The sequence below is a fragment of the Winogradskyella psychrotolerans genome, assembly GCF_018860565.1.
GTDB classification, from domain to species: Bacteria; Bacteroidota; Bacteroidia; order Flavobacteriales; family Flavobacteriaceae; genus Winogradskyella; species Winogradskyella damuponensis.
The window spans coordinates 14,191-35,071 of the sequence record NZ_JAHKPS010000029.1 but is presented as its reverse complement, the minus strand read 5'-3'; the positions used below and the strand labels follow the sequence as shown (position 1 = coordinate 35,071).

General features: G+C 32.4%; 19 protein-coding genes and 2 tRNA genes. 8 read left to right on the top strand and 13 right to left on the bottom strand.

The features are described 5' to 3' along the window. Window positions 1–7: 7 nt before the first annotated feature. From KO504_RS15560 to mutS, 3 genes are all read right to left on the bottom strand, one after another. Window positions 8–91: transfer RNA gene (locus tag KO504_RS15560), tRNA-Leu, on the bottom strand. 46 nt (window positions 92–137) lie between these two features. Then, a tRNA-Gly gene (locus tag KO504_RS15555) sits at window positions 138–209 on the bottom strand. 95 nt (window positions 210–304) lie between these two features. Next, window positions 305–2,917 carry a DNA mismatch repair protein MutS gene (mutS, locus tag KO504_RS15550; protein ID WP_215928370.1) on the bottom strand — a complete coding sequence of 871 codons (2,613 nt, stop codon included), beginning with the start codon at window positions 2,915–2,917 and terminating at the stop codon, window positions 305–307. Window positions 2,918–3,225: 308 nt separating this feature from the next. On the opposite strand from mutS, the gene KO504_RS15545 reads away from it, so the two are divergent. After that, a complete protein-coding gene (locus KO504_RS15545) occupies window positions 3,226–3,759 on the top strand; it encodes an RNA methyltransferase (protein WP_215928368.1) in 534 nt (177 codons plus the stop codon). 88 nt (window positions 3,760–3,847) lie between these two features. Continuing rightward, complete coding sequence (locus KO504_RS15540) at window positions 3,848–4,504, top strand: class I SAM-dependent methyltransferase (RefSeq protein WP_215928367.1); 657 nt, start codon at window positions 3,848–3,850, stop codon at window positions 4,502–4,504. A gap of 47 nt (window positions 4,505–4,551) precedes the next feature. On the opposite strand, the gene folK is transcribed toward KO504_RS15540, so the two are convergent. Beyond that, a complete protein-coding gene (gene folK / locus KO504_RS15535) occupies window positions 4,552–5,697 on the bottom strand; it encodes a 2-amino-4-hydroxy-6-hydroxymethyldihydropteridine diphosphokinase (RefSeq protein ID WP_215928366.1) in 1,146 nt (381 codons plus the stop codon). 71 nt (window positions 5,698–5,768) lie between these two features. Here folK and KO504_RS15530 point away from each other — a divergent pair, with 71 nt between their 5' ends. The 5 genes from KO504_RS15530 to KO504_RS15510 all read left to right on the top strand — a co-directional run bounded on the left by KO504_RS15530 (window position 5,769) and on the right by KO504_RS15510 (window position 11,164). Then, a complete protein-coding gene (locus KO504_RS15530) occupies window positions 5,769–6,473 on the top strand; it encodes a queuosine precursor transporter (protein ID WP_215928365.1) in 705 nt (234 codons plus the stop codon). A gap of 110 nt (window positions 6,474–6,583) precedes the next feature. Further along, the gene (locus KO504_RS15525; RefSeq protein ID WP_215928364.1) at window positions 6,584–9,244 is read left to right on the top strand and encodes an AsmA-like C-terminal region-containing protein; all 2,661 of its coding nucleotides are present in this window, start codon (window positions 6,584–6,586) and stop codon (window positions 9,242–9,244) included. A 115-nt stretch (window positions 9,245–9,359) separates the two neighbouring features. Further along, window positions 9,360–10,223 carry a sigma-70 family RNA polymerase sigma factor gene (locus tag KO504_RS15520; RefSeq protein WP_215928363.1) on the top strand — a complete coding sequence of 288 codons (864 nt, stop codon included), beginning with the start codon at window positions 9,360–9,362 and terminating at the stop codon, window positions 10,221–10,223. Window positions 10,224–10,324: 101 nt separating this feature from the next. Next, on the top strand, window positions 10,325–10,519 hold the full coding sequence (gene rpsU, locus KO504_RS15515; RefSeq protein ID WP_195871527.1) for a 30S ribosomal protein S21: 195 nt from the start codon (window positions 10,325–10,327) through the stop codon (window positions 10,517–10,519). Window positions 10,520–10,648: 129 nt separating this feature from the next. Then, on the top strand, window positions 10,649–11,164 hold the full coding sequence (locus tag KO504_RS15510) for a gamma carbonic anhydrase family protein (RefSeq protein WP_215928362.1): 516 nt from the start codon (window positions 10,649–10,651) through the stop codon (window positions 11,162–11,164). Between the two features lie 36 nt (window positions 11,165–11,200). Here KO504_RS15510 and KO504_RS15505 read toward each other — a convergent pair whose 3' ends face one another. The 9 genes from KO504_RS15505 to KO504_RS15465 form a co-directional block, all read right to left on the bottom strand. After that, window positions 11,201–11,548, bottom strand: a complete 348-nt coding sequence (locus KO504_RS15505; RefSeq protein ID WP_215928361.1) for a GTPase — start codon at window positions 11,546–11,548, stop codon at window positions 11,201–11,203. A 33-nt stretch (window positions 11,549–11,581) separates the two neighbouring features. After that, the gene (murI, locus tag KO504_RS15500) at window positions 11,582–12,361 is read right to left on the bottom strand and encodes a glutamate racemase (protein ID WP_215928359.1); all 780 of its coding nucleotides are present in this window, start codon (window positions 12,359–12,361) and stop codon (window positions 11,582–11,584) included. 64 nt (window positions 12,362–12,425) lie between these two features. Beyond that, window positions 12,426–12,926, bottom strand: a complete 501-nt coding sequence (locus KO504_RS15495; RefSeq protein ID WP_215928358.1) for an OmpH family outer membrane protein — start codon at window positions 12,924–12,926, stop codon at window positions 12,426–12,428. Window positions 12,927–12,972: 46 nt separating this feature from the next. Then, complete coding sequence (locus tag KO504_RS15490) at window positions 12,973–14,088, bottom strand: OmpH family outer membrane protein (RefSeq protein ID WP_252723717.1); 1,116 nt, start codon at window positions 14,086–14,088, stop codon at window positions 12,973–12,975. Window positions 14,089–14,241: 153 nt separating this feature from the next. Then, complete coding sequence (bamA, locus tag KO504_RS15485) at window positions 14,242–16,827, bottom strand: outer membrane protein assembly factor BamA (RefSeq protein WP_252723716.1); 2,586 nt, start codon at window positions 16,825–16,827, stop codon at window positions 14,242–14,244. A gap of 10 nt (window positions 16,828–16,837) precedes the next feature. Beyond that, entirely contained in the window at window positions 16,838–17,578 is a 741-nt protein-coding gene (locus KO504_RS15480; protein WP_215928354.1) for an isoprenyl transferase, read from the bottom strand. Further along, window positions 17,579–18,268 (bottom strand): DUF6089 family protein, encoded by a 690-nt coding sequence (locus tag KO504_RS15475; protein WP_215928353.1) that lies wholly within the window; start codon window positions 18,266–18,268, stop codon window positions 17,579–17,581. Window positions 18,269–18,378: 110 nt separating this feature from the next. Next, the gene (locus KO504_RS15470; RefSeq protein ID WP_215928351.1) at window positions 18,379–19,257 is read right to left on the bottom strand and encodes an NAD kinase; all 879 of its coding nucleotides are present in this window, start codon (window positions 19,255–19,257) and stop codon (window positions 18,379–18,381) included. Between the two features lie 2 nt (window positions 19,258–19,259). Beyond that, window positions 19,260–19,916, bottom strand: a complete 657-nt coding sequence (locus tag KO504_RS15465; protein WP_215928349.1) for a CBS domain-containing protein — start codon at window positions 19,914–19,916, stop codon at window positions 19,260–19,262. A gap of 249 nt (window positions 19,917–20,165) precedes the next feature. Here KO504_RS15465 and KO504_RS15460 point away from each other — a divergent pair, with 249 nt between their 5' ends. After that, window positions 20,166–20,879, top strand: coding sequence for a pyridoxine 5'-phosphate synthase (locus KO504_RS15460; protein WP_215928348.1), 714 nt, complete (start codon window positions 20,166–20,168; stop codon window positions 20,877–20,879). The last annotated feature ends 2 nt before the right edge of the window (window positions 20,880–20,881 follow it).

The window sequence follows — 20,881 nt, the reverse complement described above, 5'->3', positions numbered from 1 at the left end:
TCATCTGTACTGAAGACGGGACTTGAACCCGTACGTCCTAATGGACATTGGATTTTAAGTCCAACGTGTCTACCAATTCCACCACTTCAGCATCTTGATTACAGACTGTAATCAAATTGGTATTTTTATATCATCAGAGCGAAAGATGGGATTTGAACCCACGACCTCCACCTTGGCAAGGTGATGCTCTACCCCTGAGCTACTTTCGCAATTTTTAAATGAACTTTTTCGCTTCAAAAGCGGATGCAAATTTAAAATTTAAATTCTAAATGCAAAGCCTTTTTTGAAAATTTTTTATTTTTTTTTACGCTTGCTTTTTCTTTAGCAACATTCGCTTAATTTCATTGAGTTTCATTAAAGCTTCAACAGGTGTTAATGTATCAATATCTGTATGCAAAATTTCATCCTTAATCTCCACTAAAAGAGGATCATCGAGATTAAAGAAACTTAATTGCAAATCGTCTTTAATACTTTTTACCTTATCCGTGAGCTCTTCACTTGAGTGTGACTTCTCTAATTTAGATAAAATTTTATTGGCACGTCTAATGACTTGTTGAGGCATTCCGGCCATTTTTGCCACATGAATTCCAAAACTATGTTCGCTTCCTCCTTCAACCAATTTTCTAACAAAAAGCACATTGTCTTCTAATTCTTTTACGGCAACGTTGAAATTTTTAATGCGACCAAACGTTTCTGTCATTTCATTTAACTCGTGATAATGCGTTGCAAAAAGTGTTTTAGGCTTAGATGGATGCTCATGTAAGTATTCGCTAATAGCCCAAGCGATAGAAATACCATCATAGGTACTTGTTCCTCTTCCTATTTCATCTAACAACACCAAACTACGATCCGAAATATTATTCAGAATAGAAGCCGTCTCATTCATTTCTACCATAAAGGTAGATTCTCCCATTGAAATATTATCACTAGCTCCTACGCGCGTAAAAATTTTATCTACCAAACCAATTCTAGCTTCGCCTGCTGGCACAAAACTTCCTATCTGCGCCAATAGCACAATTAAAGCCGTTTGTCTTAAAATAGCAGATTTACCCGACATATTAGGACCCGTAATCATAATGATTTGCTGAGACGCTCTATCTAAAAATAAATCATTAGCAATATATGGCTCACCTATTGGCAATTGTTTTTCAATAACTGGATGACGACCGTCTTTTATTTCTAAATCGTAGCTGTCATCAATTTGTGGGTACACATATTTATTAGACTTAGCTAAACTTGCAAAACCACATAAACAATCTAATTGCCCAATAAGTTGCGCATTTTGCTGCACCGAAATAATAAATTGATGCATCCACGTTACTAAATCGGCAAATAATTGTTGCTCGATAGCCAAGATGCGTTCTTCTGCTCCTAAAATCTTTGCCTCGTATTCTTTAAGTTCTTCTGTAATGTAACGTTCAGCATTCACTAAGGTTTGCTTACGAATCCATTCTTCTGGAACTTTATCTTTATGCGAATTTCTAACTTCAATATAATAGCCAAAAACATTGTTTGACGCTATTTTTAAAGAGGTAATACCTGTACGCTCACTTTCGCGCTTCAGCATATTATCTAAATAGGTTTTTCCTGATTGGGATAAACCTCTCAGCTCATCTAATTCTTCAGAAAAACCTGCAGCAATTGAACTTCCTTTTAAAATGTTTACTGGTGCCTCTTCGTTTAAAGTCTCCTTTATTTTTTCACGTAATAAATCGCAGCGATGTAAATTATCTCCTAATACCTTTAAAGCTTCGTTCTCACAAGTTTCAGCAACCGATTTAATAGGCACAATAGCATCTAAAGAATTTTTAAGCTGAATCACTTCCCGCGGACTCACTTTAGTCGTTGCTATTTTTGAAATAAGACGTTCAATATCTCCTATATGCTTTATTTGACCTTGAATATCTTGAAGTACGGTTTCATTTTCTAACAAATACTTCACCACTTCATGGCGTTGCTTTATTTTTTCAGCATGTTTTAAAGGCAATGCCAACCAACGTTTTAAGGTTCGTCCTCCCATTGCCGAAATCGTTTTATCAATAATATTGATTAACGTCACGGCATTGGCATTAGTAGAATTATAAAGCTCTAGATTTCTAATGGTAAATTTATCCATCCAGACATAGTCATCTGTTGCAATTCTAGAAATGGTTGCAATATGCTCTAACTTATTATGACGTGTTTCACTTAAATAATGAAGTACAACTCCTGAAGCAATAATCCCTTCATACAAATCTTCAATACCAAATCCTTTTAAGGTCTTCGTATTAAAATGTTTGGTTAATGTTTCATTGGCATAATCGGCTTGAAACACCCAATCTTCCAAATAAAAGGTATGAAAATCGTTTCCAAAGGTTTCAGAAAATACTTTTCGACTTTGCTTTGAAATTAAAACCTCACTTGGATTAAAATTCTGAAGTAGCTTATCAATGTATTCCGCATTACCTTGAGAGGTTAAAAACTCTCCCGTTGAAATATCTAAAAACGATATACCTATACATTGTTTTTCAAAATAAACTGCTGCTAAAAAGTTATTAGACTTCGAATGTAGAATATCATCATTAAAAGCCACACCAGGTGTTACCAATTCTGTTACACCACGTTTTACAATAGTTTTGGTTTGTTTTGGGTCTTCTAATTGATCACAAATTGCAACACGCTCTCCTGCCTTAACTAATTTTGGCAAATACGTATTTAAAGAATGATGTGGAAAACCAGCTAATTCTGTTTCGCTTTCGCTACCCGCACCACGTTTGGTTAAAATAATATCTAAAATCTTTGATGCTTTTACAGCATCACTACCAAAAGTTTCGTAAAAATCGCCTACTCTAAACAGTAAAAGTGCATCAGGATATTTAATCTTGATGGCATTATACTGTTTCATTAATGGTGTTACTTTTTTTGCCTTTTTAGCCAATGGTAATCGCGTTTTAAATTATACTTTTGTACTGAATTATTTCAGAATTGCAAGTTTGCTAAATTACTTATATTTTGAAGTTTATTGAAGCTCAAAAACTAGAAGTTATTTACAAGTGTTGATAACGGCGTACCAATTGACCTAGCTGGTTTTAAAAACTTTATTGGTCTCGTAGAATAAAAAAACACCCCTCAAGGAGACAATTGTTAAAAATATCTTTCAGATTTTTTTAACCGCAACAGTGAGACTGTCCCCTTGAGGGGACTTTAGGGGGTGTTTCAAAATTTAATTAAAAAAATTAAGTACAGTTGAAAAGAAAACTAAAAAACGAAGAATTAGACCGACTAGACGTTTCAGAATTTAAAAACGCTGAAAAGACACCTATCATTATTATTTTAGATAATATTAGAAGTCTTAACAATATTGGTTCGGTATTTAGAACTAGTGATGCTTTTTTAATTGAAAAGATTTATCTCTGTGGCATCACCGCACAGCCTCCGCATAACGACATTAGAAAAACTGCTTTAGGAAGTACTGAAACTGTAGATTGGGCATATGCAGAACACACTCTAGATGTTATTGAAAAATTAAAAGCAGAAACTATAAACATCTGTTCTATTGAACAAGCCGAAAACGCAACGATGCTCAATGATTTTAAACCTCAACCTAATGAAAAATACGCCTTTGTATTTGGTAATGAAGTAAAAGGTGTTGACCAAAACGTAGTTGACGCTAGTGATCTGGTGATTGAAATTCCGCAATATGGCACCAAGCACTCCTTAAATATTTCGGTGAGTTGTGGTGTTGTAATTTGGGATGTGTTTTCGAAATTAAAATCTTAGAATATAACATCACTGTCATTCCTGCGCAAGCAGGAATCCACTTTAAACTAATACTTACAGATTCCTGCCTACGCAGGAATGACAAACAATGAAAAAGAGCGGAAAAACACCTTGGCCCACAAAAGATGCGATGCAACAAGTGTATGATATGCATCTTTGGGGTGGAAAAGACTTTGATTTTTACTCAGGTGATGGCTCTCATAACATTAAAATTGTTGAACCTTACCTTCATAGTGTTTCTACGTTTTTAAAATCGCATAACCATTCTCTTACTGTTTGCGATTTAGGTTGTGGTGATTTTAATATTGGAAAGCAACTCATTAATTATACTAAAAAGTATATTGGAATTGATATCGTTGAAAATTTAATTGAAAGAAACAAAACCCTATTTAAAGCCGAAAATTTAGAATTTCATTGCCTTAATATTGTTAAAGATGAATTACCAAAAACCGACTGTGTTATTTTAAGACAGGTGTTACAACACTTATCTAATACTGAAATTCAAAAAATCATTAAAAAACTCTCACATTATAAATATCTGATTCTGACAGAACACTTACCCGTTGGAAATTTTACACCTAACATAGATATTATTTCAGGACAAGGTATCAGGATTAAAAAAAATAGTGGTGTTAATCTACTGGAAGCTCCCTTTAATTTGAAAATTGTTGAAGCACAAAAACTTTCACAAATTACTTTAGATAACAATAAAGGTATAATTAAGACTACGCTTTATAGACTATAAGACGTTCCACACCAAACAAAACTAAGAACAACATAACCAACTGCCTACTACTTACTGCTTACAGAAGACTCATTAATCTCTCCCAACAACCACAAATAATCTGCACGATGCTTAACAAAATCCTTATCTGAAACATCTATGATTTTCACATTCATATCAGGTTGACTTTTTAAAAACTCAAGATAACCTGTATTTATTTTTTCTAGATAATCGTCTTTGATATCCTTTTCGTAGTTACGGCCTCGTTTTTTAATATTAGCCTGTAAACGTTCGGTATTTTGATATAAGTAAACGTACAAATCTGGCTTTGCAATATCTTTGTAAACTTGATAAAACAGTTTACGATATAAACGGAATTCATCTTCTGGCAAGGTTACCTTAGAGAAAATAAGCGACTTATTTACATCATAATCACTAACCATAAAATCCTTAAACAAATCTAATTGCGATAAATCATCACTAATTTGTTGGTAACGGTCTGCCAAAAAAGACATTTCCAAGGTAAAGGCATAACGTTCTGGCTCTTTGTAGAATTTTGGTAAAAACGGATTATCAGCAAAACGCTCTAATATTAGTTTAGCATTAAAGTCTTTAGAAATTTTATTAGCCAAACTTGTTTTTCCGGCTCCAATATTACCTTCAATTGCTAAATAATTATAATTATTAAAGGTGTAAACTTTCCTTGGATTCTTTAGCCAAATATTAACGTGTTCTATCTCTGAATTATCTACACACTGACCTAATAATGCTTCGATTGAAGTATTTAAAACCGGATGCTTAAAATCTTTAGCGATATCAAGCAGTGGCTGTAAAACAAATGTACGATGTTGTAATTGTGGATGCGGAATGATTAAGTTTTTTTCTTCAAGAATTTCGTCTTCAAAAAACAGAATATCTAAATCTATTTCGCGAGATTCATAACCACTGGTAGTTTTAGCAGCTCTACCCAACTTAAGCTCAATCTCTTGTAATAATTTTAAGACGCTCTTAGGCCTTAATTCTGTTTCAACCGTAATACAGGCATTAAAAAAATCGTCACCATCAAAACCAAAAGCTGGCGTTTTATATACTTTAGATATCTTTTTAACCGCACCAATACGTTCAAAAATAGCATCAATAGCAGATTGCAAATACTGCAATTTATTGCCTTTGTTACTCCCTAATGCTATATGGATGGTTTTGGTTGGTTTCATCGAAGCAACAAAATAACTAAAACAAATTTTATTACTTTAGCTTTACCTAAACTATTTATTAACCATTTTTAATGTCATTAAAAGACAAGCTTTTAGCCCAACGTATTTACTTCTTACTTGGAGGACTTTTTATCACTTCGCTCGTCGTTTCAAACCTAATATTTCAAAAATTCTTTTATTGGCATCCTTTTGATGTTGAGATTTTTGGTTCTAAATTATTTGAGATTTCTGTTGGTATTTTACCCTATCCCATTACATTTTTAATTACAGATTTAATTAGTGAGATTTATGGTAAAAAACGTGCTAACGACATTGTGGTGGTTGGTATTTTTGCTTCACTATTTTCCTTATTAATTATCTATACAGCGTCAAGTGTACCTGCTACAAATTGGTCTTATGTTAATGACACCATGTTTAACAAAGTCTTTGGGAACACGTCGCTTGCTGTTTTTGCTAGTATGGTGACCTATTTATTTGCTCAGTTTGTAGATATTCAAATCTATCATTTTTGGAAACGATTAACCAAAGGTAAACACCTTTGGTTACGTAATAATTTCTCGACATGGTTTTCTCAATTTATAGACACCTTTACTATTGTGTTTTTACTCTGTTCATTTGGCATTATAGATTGGGCAAATTTTCCAGGATTACTCATTAGCGGATTTATTTTCAAAGTGTTAATCGCATTATTAGACACGCCTTTTTTATATTTAGGCGTCTATTTATTCAAAAAGCGTTTTAAGCTAAAGGTAAATGAGGAAATAAATTTATTATAACCGCTAAACAAAACATTAAAATCTTCTTAAACTTACCGAAATTAGCAACTTTTATACGGAATTTTGCGTATATAACTAAAGAAGCTATTTAAAACTTACAAATACTAATTATGAAGAAAGTCCTCAAAATTGTCGGAATCATTTTACTACTTTTTATTGCGATTCTTATTGCAATACCTTTTGTCTTAGAGTCTAAAATAGATACCATTGTTCAAAACTATGCTGATGAAAACTTAAATGCCGAACTAACTTTTGACGATATTAGCCTAAGCCTTATCAGTAGTTTTCCTAAAGCCGAAATTAGTGTAGACAATTTAAAAATCACCAACCGCGCTCCTTTTGAAGGAGAAACCTTAGCTACAGCAAAATCATTGTCTTTTGAAATGGGAGTTATGCAATTATTAAAAGGCACGGAAGAACCTCTAGAGGTTAATGAAATAATAGCCAACGAGCTACTCCTTATTTTAAAAACCAATAAAACTGGTGCTGTAAATTATGACATTGTAAAGGAAAGTGAAACAGAAGCGGCACCTTTAGACACCGAAGCTTCAAGCGGTTTTAGTTTTGATATTAACAACTACGAACTTAACAATAGCGCTTTTACCTATATTGATGACACATCTAATATGGCATTTTACCTTACAGAAATTAACCATAAGGGAACAGGTATATTTTCTGGAGGCAAGTCGGAACTAGACACAAACACAGAAGCTAATGTCACCTTTGCTATGGACAGCACTGAATACTTAAGCAATAATAGCATTAAGCTAGACGCGCTCATCGATTTAGATTTAGAACAACAGAAATACACCTTCAAAGAAAACAAAGCCTACATCAATGCCTTACCCTTAGAATTTGATGGTTTTGTGCAGTTGGTTGAAGCTGGACAACAAATTGACATTACGTTTAAAAACCCTGAAGCATCCTTCAAAGATTTTTTAGCTGTTATTCCTAAAGCTTATGCTAAGGATATTGAAAACGTAATCACTACTGGGAATTTTACCGTAAACGGAATTATTAAAGGATTAGTTTCAGAAGAAACAATACCAACCTTAGATATTAATTTAAATTCCAGTAATGCATCATTCAAATTTCCTGATCTTCCAAAAAGCGTCCGAAATATTGCGATTAACGCTTCGGTAAAAAACACAACAGGTAATGTAGACGACACATTTGTAAACATTAATAAACTGAATTTTCAAATTGATGAAGATGTATTTAAATCTGAAGCTTCTATTAAAAACCTCACAAAAAACATGTTCGTTGCTGCCAAATTAGATGGTGTTTTAAATTTAGCAAACATCACTAAAGCTTACCCTATTGAATTAGAGAATGAACTTAGCGGTATCTTAAAAGGAAATGTCAGCACTTCTTTTGATATGAACGCCATTGAAACAAATGCTTACCAACGCATTAAAAATGTTGGTAGCGTTTCGTTATCTAATTTTGTATTTTCTTCTGAGGACATTGTAAATCCGATACAAATCAATAAAGCAGATTTAACGTTTAAACCAGGAACTGTAAGCTTAAATAGTTTTGATGCTTTAACGGGACAGAGTGATTTTTCAGCTACAGGAACTATTACCAATTTACTAGGTTTTCTTTTAAGCGATAAAAAATTAGAAGGTAACTTTAATGTTAATTCTAATACGTTTGCCATTTCAGATTTTATGGTAGAAGATGAAACAGCTAGTGAAACCTCTAATAAAACAACCTCTGAAACAGAATCTCTTAAAATTCCTGCATTTTTAGATTGCACTATTACAGCCAATGCTAAAACAGTAATTTATGACAATCTAAATCTAAAAAACGTAAAAGGGCAACTATTAATTAAAGATCAAAATGCGAATTTAAAAAATATGACCACAGATATTTTTAACGGTCAACTAGGAATTTCTGGTAATGTATCTACTAAATCTGCAAAGCCAAGTTTTGATATGAAATTAGGCATGCAAAACTTTGACATATCACAATCATTTAAAGATTTAGAAATGCTAAAAGCCTTGGCACCAATTGCTAATGTATTGCAAGGAAAATTAAATTCTACCATTGATGTTAGCGGTTTTTTAGACGAAAGCTTCTCTCCAGATTTATCAACAATGTCTGGTAATGCTTTGGCTGAAATTTTAACAGATAAAGTAGATACAAGCAACAGTCCTTTACTAACAAGCTTAGATAGCAAATTAGATTTTATTGATTTTAACAAACTAGATTTAAAAGACATTAAAACGAATTTAAGTTTTGAAAACGGACAGGTTTCTGTAAAACCATTCACTATTAATTATAAAGACATTCCTATTGAAGTATCTGGTTCTCATAGCTTTTCAAATACAATGAATTACAGTGCTGTTTTACAAGTACCAGCTAAATATTTAGGAAGTGAAGTCAATCGTTTGATAGGAAAAATTAATGACAATGAAGTCAATAATCTAACGGTTCCAATAACAGCTAGTATTGGTGGCACATTTGCAAGCCCTAATATTAAAACCGATTTAACATCTGGCGTTACCAACTTAACCAATCAATTAATTGAAATTGAAAAACAAAAATTAATAGGAAAAGGAAAAGATAAAGTTACAGATTTATTAGGTGGCCTTTTAGGAGGAAACTCAACGCCTACAAAAACCGATTCTACATCAACAAAAGAAGATACAACAAAGTCATCTACTGAAGACAAAGTTAAAGAAGGAGTAGGTAATATTTTGGGTGGACTATTAGGCGGAAAGAAAAAAACAAGTAACAAAAAAGCGACAGATTCAACCAAAAATTAACCGTTCAACGGTTAAAATAGCTATTTCTCGTTAAAACCTGTTAATAATAACCTAATTGTTTGGAATTCTTAATTATTAGATTACATTGAAGGTTCACTAAATTTTAAAAGGATATATGAGGCAGTTAAAAATCACCAAGCAGGTTACCAACAGAGAAGACAAATCTTTAGATAAATATTTACAAGATATAAGTAAAATTCCGTTGATTACTGCTGATGAAGAAGTGGAATTAGCACAGCTTATTAAAAAAGGTGATCAAGCAGCTTTAGACAAACTAACGACAGCCAATCTTAGGTTTGTGGTTTCAGTTGCTAAACAATACCAAAATCAAGGTTTAAAATTACCAGATTTAATTAATGAAGGTAATGCTGGTTTAGTAAAAGCCGCAAAGCGTTTTGATGAAACAAGAGGTTTTAAATTTATTTCTTATGCTGTATGGTGGATTAGACAAGCGATATTACAAGCATTAGCAGAGCAATCGCGTATTGTAAGATTACCATTAAATAAAATTGGCACAATTAATAAGATTAATAAAGCTTTCTCTCATTTAGAACAGCTTCACCAAAGGCCACCAAATGCAGAAGAAGTTGCTCGCGAATTGGATATTAGTGTTCGTGAAGTAAAGCAATCTATGAAAAACTCTGGTCGTCACCTCTCAATGGATGCTCCATTAAAAGATGGAGAAACATTTAGTTTATATGATGTCGTAAGTTCTGGTGAATCACCAAGACCTGATAGAGATTTAATGAAAGAGTCTTTAAATACAGAAGTTGAACGTGCTCTAGAAACACTAACTCAAAAGGAAAGTGATGTGATTCGTTTAAATTTTGGAATCGGAGATCAGCCACCAATGACCCTTGAAGAAATTGGAAGTATTTACGATTTAACACGTGAACGTGTAAGACAAATCAGAGAAAAAGGTATTAGAAGATTAAGACATGCAAGTAAGAGTAAAATCTTAAAAACATACCTAGGTTAAAAATAAATATCTAAAACGTTGAATTAATTTTTTATTTTCAAATAGTTAGCATATATTTGCCGACCATTTGCAAGAATTAGTTAACAAAAATATATCGATAAATGATTAAAATCGAAATCAAAGAAGGAGAAAATATAGAACGTGCACTTAAGCGTTACAAGCGTAAACACAGAAATGTGCAAATTATGCAAAACCTTAGAGAATCTCGTTATTTCACTAAACCTTCTGTAAAAAGAAGAAGAGAGATTCAGAAAGCTGAATACATTCAAGGTTTGAGAGACGCTGAAGATATATAGATATATATTTCTATAAGATAATATTAAAGAGTAGCATAATGCTGCTCTTTTTTTATGCAATAAATCCTGCATATCTTAATTTTTCATTTTATCTTAAAGCCTTTATAACTTATAATATAAAACTAAATTATGCCAATTATAAAACCTGTTAAAGGAAAACATCCACAAATTCCAAAAGATTGCTACGTAGCAGAAAATGCAACTATTGTTGGAGAAGTTTCTATGGGAAAAGAATGTAGCGTATGGTTTAACGCCGTAATTCGAGGTGATGTACATTTTATAAAAATGGGCAACAAGGTAAATATACAAGATGGTGCAGTGATTCATGCAACATATAAAAAATCACCAACAACCATTGGTAATAATGTATCTATAGGTCATAATGCCATAGTGCATGGTTGTACTATAAAAGATAATGTACTTATTGGTATGGGAAGTATTATTATGGACGATTGTATTGTTGAAAGCAATAGTATTATCGCTGCAGGTGCTGTATTAACTAAAAATACCATTGTAAAATCTGGAAGCATCTATGCTGGAGTACCAGCAAAAAAAGTAAAGGACATTAGCAAAGAATTAATTTCAGGTGAAATTGACAGAATCGCTAATAACTATGTAGAATATTCAAGTTGGTTTAAGGAGTAATTTTGAGCGTCTAAAAAGCTGAACACCTAATATATATTAAACCTCTTGTTTTAAGCGTTCAATTAAGCCTTCAACATTTGAAATCTCTTTTAAGACACCTGGATTTAAAACCATTGTTAGCTCATGACCTTCTAACTTAAGAATGGTTGGATACATCATTTTTACACTAGGAAATTTTGCTTCAAACTCATCTTTATGATAAAATTCCATTTTAAAATGATTTTCTGACCTAAAGTTCTTCCAAATTGTATTTTCTGTAAATGCATCATGTGTCAAGGCACACAAACTACATTTATAGGTTGAAGGACTAAAAAGCTTATGTCCTGCATCAAACAATGCATTTAACGCCCCTGATTTAGCATTATAAACAAATAGTAATTTCATAATAGATTAGTATACTTTAAAAAGAGAACCTTACTAAAAATCTAAATAAGTCGCATTAAATTGTTGATCTAAAATTGAATTTAAAACTGCCACATTACCGTTAGAAAATAACTGTATCGTTGGATTTAACTCAGAATTGTTTAATAAGTTTTTATCCGATAAAATTGTTTGTGTCTGTTTTGCTACCGCCAAACCCGAATCAATAATTTTTATGTGCTCTGGAAGCATTTTAGAGAGCATAGGGATAAGGTACGGATAATGTGTGCAGCCTAGAACCAAGTAATCAATATTTTGCTCTAACATAGGCTTTAAATAGCTCTCTAGAAGCATTTGCATTTCTACAGAGTTTAGGTTTCCTGATTCTATTAATGGAACAATACCTTCACCGACTTGCTCAATAACTTTTATACCATTGGTATATAAATCTGTTGTTTGGTGAAAAAGTTGACTACTTAAAGTTCCTTTTGTTGCTAAAATACCTATGACCTTAGTTTTAGTATTTAGAGCTGCTGGCTTTATTGCCGGTTCTATACCAATAAAAGGAATGCTGTAGTTTTTTCTTAGATAAGAAATGGCATTTGTTGTAGCAGTATTACAAGCCACAATAATGATTTTACAACCTTTACTTATAAGATATTCGGTATTTTTAATACTTAGCTTGAGAATGTCTTGGCTTGTTTTATTCCCGTAAGGTGCATTTTTACTATCGGCTAAATAGATGTAATTTTCATTTGGTAAAAACGTATAAATCTCCTTGAAGATAGATGTACCTCCAATACCCGAATCAAATATACCAATGCTTTTTTTACTCATGTATACAAAAATAAAAAGTCGCTTATTAATAAGCGACTTTCTAAATGTTTATTTTTTATTAGGATTACATTCCTAATTGTTTTTTAACATCTGCCATAAGATCTTTCCCATCTGCTACAATTAGCATTGCAGAATCTACAACATATTGAAATCCTTGTGCTTTAGCCACAGCTTTAATCGCATTGTCTGCTTTTTCAACGATAGGCTTTAAAAGATTAAATTCTTTTTCTTGTAAACTTTTTTGAGCTTGTTGTTGGTATTCTCCTAAACTCTGCTTGATACCTTCAACCTCTTGCATACGTGCTTGGTTCTCTTCATTAGTCTTTGTAGGCTCTTCTGCTGTATATTGTTTTAATTTTTTGTCTAACTCTTTAAGTGAGTTTTGAATTTCAGTCTCATAAGTTTTACTCATCTTTTCAATATCCATTTGTGCTTGAGTATAAGCTGGCATCGCTTTAATTAATTCTTGCTTATTAATATGAGCAATTTGACTTTGAGCAGCTGTAAGACTTGTAGCTCCTATAAAAAGTACCGATGCAAATAATAAAGTTTTTAAATGTTTCATTTTTCTAAATTGTATTTGTGTGTTATAAATTATTAATTGTTTACTTCTAGTTGTCTCCGTTTTTCTTGGATTTAGCGATAGAATCTAGTCTTTTTACTTGTCTTTCTCGCTCTTCACGTGCTTTTTTACGTTCTTCTAAAATTTTATTTTTTCTATCTGCTAAAGCTTTCTGACGTGCTTCTCTTTCTTTTATTTTATTAAGGCGTTGTGCTTCTGCTATTTCCGCAGCTGTTTTAGGTTTTTTAGAGCTTATTGAGTCTTTTTTAACAGCACCTTTAGCTTTTGTACTATCTGTTTTTACAATTGGTCTCGCACTTGCTGTAGAATCTTTTGCTGTAGCTTTCGCTTTATCAGAAGTAGAAGCAGATTTATTATTTCTTGCCTCTATGGCCTTTTGACGACGCTCTTCTGCCTCTTTCTTTTTAGCGTCGCGTAATGCTTCTTGTGCTTTTTTTCTATCCTCGGCTGCTTTCTCACGTTCTGCACGTTTAGCTGCCAATTCTTCTTCACGTTTAGCTTTACGATCCTCTAATGCTTGTTGACGAGCATCCTTGTCTCCTCCTCCTACAACTGGCACAACCGCTTCATCTTCTAATGCTTTGCGCTCTTTTTTATTTTTAGCTTGTGATCTTTTAGATGTTCTTGTAATTGTTTGCAGTACACGCTCACTAATATCATAACGTTCTGCAGAATACAACATCACAACATCTGCTGATTTATCAAATACAAAATCATACTTTCCAGTTTCTGCGATATCTTGTACTGCTGCAAAAATTTGATCTTGTATAGGTTCTATTAACTGACGCTTTTGAATCATTAAATCTCCATCTGGTCCAAAACGCTTTTGTTGATAATCTAAAATTTCAGCTTCTTCAAAAGAAATATCCTCAAAACGCTCATCGTATAATTCTTTAGTTAAAAGGACACGTTCATTATCAAGCTCTGTTTTCTTTTGTTCTATGGCTCTTAGTTTTGTTTCTATTTCAGATTTCCAATCTTTCACCTTTTTATCTAACTGCGAAGAGGCTTGTTGGTATTCAGGTACGTTTTGTAAAATGTATTCTGTATCTATATAACCTATTCTTACTCCACGCTGGGCATTTGCAGTAAAGCTCAACAGGCTTATTGTTGCTAGTAAAAAAAGAACTTTAAATTTCATCATTTTTGTTTTTGTATTTTGAGACATTTTACTTGTAAAACCAAATGTGTTATCATTTTAGTATTACTAATCATCAAATTTAACGAAATATATTCTTAAAAATTTTAACACCATGATGAAATCCTTGTTTAGCTATTAGAAAATATCGTGCCAAACTTAAAATTGCTGCCCAATAATAAAGTGTGTTTCCCATTTTTTGACTGTTGCTCCATATGGAGATTCATCAAAGGCATGACCAAAGTCTATCCCAAGTAAACCAAAGGCTGGCATAAAAATTCGTAGTCCAAAACCTGCAGATCTTTGAAGGTTAAATGGATCAAAATCTTTAAAGTCATTTACAGATGAACCTGCTTCTAAAAATGATAATGCATAAATTTTAGCTTGTGCACCTAAAGTGATAGGATATCTTAATTCTAAAGAAAATTTATTATAGATTGAACCTCCATCTTCTGATGATAACGATTGGTTTGGATAACCACGTAATTGCACAACTTCCCTTCCATCTAATGAAAAATTACCTAAACCATCACCACCAACAAAGAAACGCTCGAAAGGAATTACACCACGTGCATTATTATAAGCTCCAAGGAACCCAAACTCTACGCTTGGTCGTAATATTAATTTTTTAGTTAAAGCCTGATACCAATCTGCTTTAAATTTAATTTTATAAAACTCTAACCATTTAAAACGCTCTTGGTCAATTTCACCTATTCTTTCTGCGGCGTTATTATATAAAGTAGTTTCTTGTAAGCTAGGGTTTGGATTTGATTGATAATCACTAATTATTTCGTTTTGTTCTGCTCTTTCATCCTGTAAAGCATCATAATCTACACCATTAACTAATGAGTAAGGGAATGAAAACTTAGCTGATACTGAAAAATTAGACCCTCCCGTTGGGAAAATTGGATCGTTATAAAGGTTGTTTCTACTTAATCCAATAGTATAAGATAAGTTATTAGAAGTACCATCTCCAAAAGTAAATAAACCGGTGTTGTAATTCTGAAGGTCATAATGCTGATAACTTATGGCTTGTGATAACAAAAAGTAATCATCTGGCTTTGATAATCTTGTTGAAAGACCAAAGGTTAAACCCGTTATATTAAAACGTTTACTTTTATCTGCATTTCCTGTTGACGAATCGTATAAAAATTGTCTTGAATGCGAAAGCGATGATGACATTTGAAATGGTTTTTTACCACCAAACCAAGGTTCACTAAATGAAAAGCTATACGTTTGAAAAAACTGACTTGCTTGAAGTCTTAATGCTAAACTCTGACCATCACCTCTTGGTACTGGTTTATAAGCGTCTTTCTTAAAGATATCCTTTATTGAAAAGTTATTAAACGATAAGCCTAAAGTACCGATGAATCCTCCTCCACCATAACCACCTTGTAACTGTATCTGACTAGATCCTTGCTCTACAACAGAATACTCTATATCTAATGTACCATCTACAGGGTTTGGATTTTTAACATTTGGTGAAATTTGTTGTGCGTCAAAATACCCTAATTGTCCGAGCTCTCTAATGGTTCTAATAATATCTGCTTTTCTGTAAAGCATACCAGGACGTGTTCTTAACTCTCTATAAACTACATGATCGTTTGTAACATCATTACCAACTACAGTAACATTATTAAAATACGCTGGTTTACCTTCAGAGATACGGATTTCCATATCTATTACATTTCCTTCTGCACTAACTTCAACAGGGTTTATTGTAGAGAACATATAACCATAATTCTGATACGCATTGGTTATGTCATTAGCATCTGGATTTGTTTCGTCTGCAATACGTTCTCTTAACTCTACTCCATTATATGTATCTCCTTCTTTTATTCCAAGAAGACTAGATAAGTATTGATCTGTATATACTGTGTTCCCTACAAAAGTAATTTTTCCAAAAGTGTATTTTTCACCTTCTTCTACTTTAATATTAAGAGCTATATTTTTCTTATCTAAATAGGTAATAGAATCAGATATAATTCTAGCATCTCTATAACCATTCTCTTTATAGTAATCTACTACACTTATAAGATCTTCTCTAAAATTATCTTCAATATATTTTGAACGTTTTAAAAGTCGAATAAAATTCTTTTTCTTCGTATTTTTCATTGCTCTACGAAGCTTTTTATCAGCCATTATTTCATTACCTTCAAAATTAATCGTTTTAATTTTTACTTTTTCGCCTCTGTCTATATCAATGCGCATATTAACACGCTCTTTCTCTACAGAGTCAATAACTTGTGACGTACTAATTTTTATTTTAGTATTTAAAAAGCCTTTTTTCTTATATTTATTGGTAAGGTAGTTTCTAGTTGTAGCAATAAGGTTTTCTGTTACTTTAAGACCTGGTTTAAGCTTATTCTCTTCAATAACCTCTTCCTTTTTTCCTTTTCTTACACCTTCAACGGTAATATCCTTAAGTTCTGGTAAATCACTAAGATGAATTTCTAAGTTTGCTGTATTGCCTTCTATATTTGTAACATAGATATCTATACTACTAAACAAATTAGATTTCCATAATGTTTTAACAGCATTAGCTATTTTCTCTCCACCAACTTGTACCTCTTCATCCTTTCTAAGTTTAGAATAAGCAATTATAGTTTGTGCACTAAAATTAGTGTTTCCTGTAACATTTATTTCTTTGATTAAATAGGTTTCTCCTTCTTCAACCTGAGCATTACTGGTAAATGAAACTGTAAATAGTAATACAGTACATATAAATTTAATAAATGACTTCAATACTGTCTTATTAGGTAAGTTGTTCGCTTGTTTTTCCAAATCTTCGTTCTCTATTTTGATAATTTATGAGTGCCTCATATAGATCTTCTTTTCTAAAATCTGGCCACAAAATATCTGTAAAATATAATTCTGCATAGGCTATTTGCCAAAGCAAAAAATTACTAATACGTTGTTCTCCACTTGTGCGAATAAGCAGGTCTACGTCTGGTAAATTTTGCGTGTAAAGATGCTTATTTATAATGGATTCATCAATACTTTCAGCAGAAATTATATTATTTTTAACTTTAACTGACAATTCTTTAATAACATTAACAATTTCTTCACGAGAACCATAGCTTAATGCTAAAGTTAATGTCATATTTTTATTATCCTTTGTCTTTTCTATAACATCTAATAGTTCTTGATGCGCTTTTTTAGGTAAATCGCTCAAACAACCAATTGCACAAAGTTTAATACTATTATCTTGAAGTGTTTTAATTTCCTTTTTTAAAGATTTTACCAAAAGCTTCATTAAGGTTTGTACTTCTAACTTTGGTCTGTTCCAATTTTCTGTAGAAAAAGCATAAAGTGTTAGGTTTTTAATTCCTATCTCTGCACTTGCTTCTACGGTTTGTCTTACTGACTTTGTCCCATTTTCATGACCAATAGCGCGTAACATTCCTTTTTGTTTTGCCCAACGACCGTTGCCATCCATAATAATAGCAACATGTTTAGGTAACTTTTCTTTATTTATTTGATCTTTTAAACTCATTTAAAAATTGCAATAGCATGGTCTTCTTCCAAAGGTGTAAGTTAATGTAATTCCTGTAAACATATACCAATCTGTGTTATTCGTATTTCCAAAACTAAATACTTCTCTATCTACAGAATCTGGAACACTTCCATCTAACTCATCCGAAAAAGTATAACGTGCACCAATTTCTGCCGCCAAAACAAGGTGATATGCTATGTTTGTTTTATATCCCAAAGCCATAGGAATTCCTACCGCCCAACTACTTGTGCCTTCTGATGTATACTCTCCTGTTGGAGTAAAATAATAATTATCATGATTGGCTAGAGAAATACCCGAATACAAATATGGAGTACCTTTTATACCACTCGAATGTAAGTCGAAATCTAAAAATGTAAATTCCATTCCTGCTGAAATTTCCAATATACTTGTATCAAACTGATAACCACGTTGTTTTCGTCTAGGATCGTCAGATTCTCCATCAACCCCTTTTAAGTCTGAAAATATTAAAGAAGCTCTAAACGAATGCCTTGGACTTCTATTCCATCTTGCAACAATACCAAAAGCAGGTTGATTTGGCGAAATATAATCTGTTGCACCAACATCACCAATAAAATTACTTCCACCAGCAAATATACCAACCTCATAGATTTGAGCATCAGCCTTATTAATAATAAAAGTACTTAAAATAATTAGAAAAATATACCTCATAAATTTTTCAAAGTTTGCAAATATAACAATTAAGATTTGTGTGTAACAATTTGATGCAAATTGTCTTACTCATTAACAATTTAAAGAGGTATTTATTGTATGATTTAGCTTTAGTTACGTCGATCTTCTCCCCAAAGCAACTTTTTTCGGAGTGTTGCCAAAAAGGCTTCGTCTAATAGTTCTACCATTTTCACAACAAAATCTGCTTTTTTTACAGTAACTGTTGTGGTATTAGATAATGTTACAATCCTTGAATCTAACGACATTAAAAACTGATCTTCTCTACCGCTAACTTTTAAGGTTACTGTTGTATTGTCTGGAATAACCAAAGGGCGTGCGCTTAAATTATGTGGTGCTATTGGAGTTAACACAAAATTATTTGCATCTGGAGCAATTACTGGCCCGCCACAACTTAAAGAATATCCTGTAGAACCTGTGGGCGTAGATAATATGAGTCCATCTGCCCAATATGAGGTTAAATATTCACCGTTAAGATGTGTTTCAACGGTAATCATAGATGTTGTATTTTTTCGACTTAATGCAATTTCGTTAAGTGCAAAACTTGTATTAACAACATCATTATGTCCTGGGTCAGTTGTGACACTTAATAATGAACGTTCAGAAATTTTGTAATCACCATTAAAGATTTCTGATAAGGCTGTTTGAATATCTTCAACTTGTATCGTTGCTAAAAAACCCAAACGTCCTGTATTAATTCCCACTATAGGAATACCTAAATCTCTCACATAAGTTACAGCTCTTAATATAGTACCATCACCTCCTACACTTATTAATAAATCATAACTCGTATCTAATTCGTCAAATGTTTTAACTTCTGAACTATTCTGAATGGCTGTATTTTGAGTTGTTAAAAATTCACTTTCAAAAAAAACAGTGGCATGTTTTAATAACAAAAAATTAAAAAGCTGCTGAACTGTTTCTTGAGTTGTTTCTTTTACATAATTCTGCCCGTAAATTGCTACCTTCATAATTACATATTTAGGTATTTATCGAGATATTGCGAGCGATCTTTTAAACTTTCGATATAAGAATCCTCTTCATGACCTGAAATAATATTATAACTATAACGTCTAAACGTATGAATAACATCATTAATACTAGCGTTACCAATTTTTACCGTTATCCTCACTAAATCGCTATCCATTTTAGAAATAAAAGCGCCTAGTAATTTAGCGTTGTTAGACTCTACAATCTGACTGATTTCACTAAACGAATAATCGTTAATTCCTTTTTCAACAATTAAAATACCGCCTGGCTCTGCAAAAAAAGGTGTTTCATTAAACAAATGAATGATATCATTTAACTCATAATAACCAAGATATTTATTGTTTTGATCTAAGATGGGCATAATATTAGAATCGTTTTGCGCAAACGCTTCGAGCACATCTAACCAAATAGTCGTTGGCCTAACAAAAAAACCTTCTATAGCATAATTACAGTCGCTAATAGAATTAGCACCTTCAAAACAATGCGCATCATTTTCTGAAACACATCCCATATACACACCATCTTTATGAATAGGAATATGCGAATATGTTAACTGATTAAAAAGCAATTTTAAATCGCTTACTTTATCAGTAATACTCAACGGTTTTATATCATTTATCACAAAATCTTGAAGCTCCATTATACAATATTAAATATGTTGCAAATTAATCAAAAATAACCACAAAAAGCTTGCGCTCATTTTTAGAGCTTAGCTTTACTTTTTCTTCAATTTACAAAATTACCATTTTACATTATAACTTTACATTTTTTATACGCGCAACTAAACCATAATCAGAAAAAAAATACTTTATCACAGAGCTGAAAGTTTTCGGTTAAACCCCAAAAGTAAGGTTGAGTTCTGTATTTTTGTAATAGAAAATCTAATAAAATGACCAAATTAAGTGTTAATATAAATAAAATAGCTACGCTAAGAAATAGTCGTGGAGGTGATGTACCAAATGTCGTTCAGTTTGCAAAAGACGTACAGCGTTTTGGAGCTGAAGGTGTTACCATTCACCCAAGACCAGATGAAAGACATATTCGCTACCAAGATGCCTACGACCTGAAACCAGAAGTTTACACAGAATATAATATTGAAGGGAATCCTATCCCCAAATTTATAGATATGGTATTAAAAATTAAGCCAACACAAGTTACCTTGGTACCAGATTCTGTAGATGCCATTACCTCTAATGCAGGTTGGGATACTATAAAACATAAAGATTTTTTAATTGAAGTAATTAAGGAATTTAAAAGTAACGGCATCAGAACATCCATATTTGTAGATCCCGATTTACACCAAATAGAAGGTGCAAAAGCAACCGGAACTGACCGTATAGAACTTTACACTGAAGCTTTTGCTCATCAATATAGCTTAGGAAACAAAGACGCCATAAACCCTTATATGGAATGTGCTGGTTTAGCAAATACCATGCAACTTGGTATTAACGCAGGACATGATTTATCTTTAGATAATATTAAATTCTTTAAAGAAAACATAACGGGTTTGCTGGAAGTTTCTATTGGACACGCTTTAATTGCCGAAAGTCTATACTTAGGTATTGAAAATGTTATTGGGATGTATTTAGAAAAACTGAAATAAAA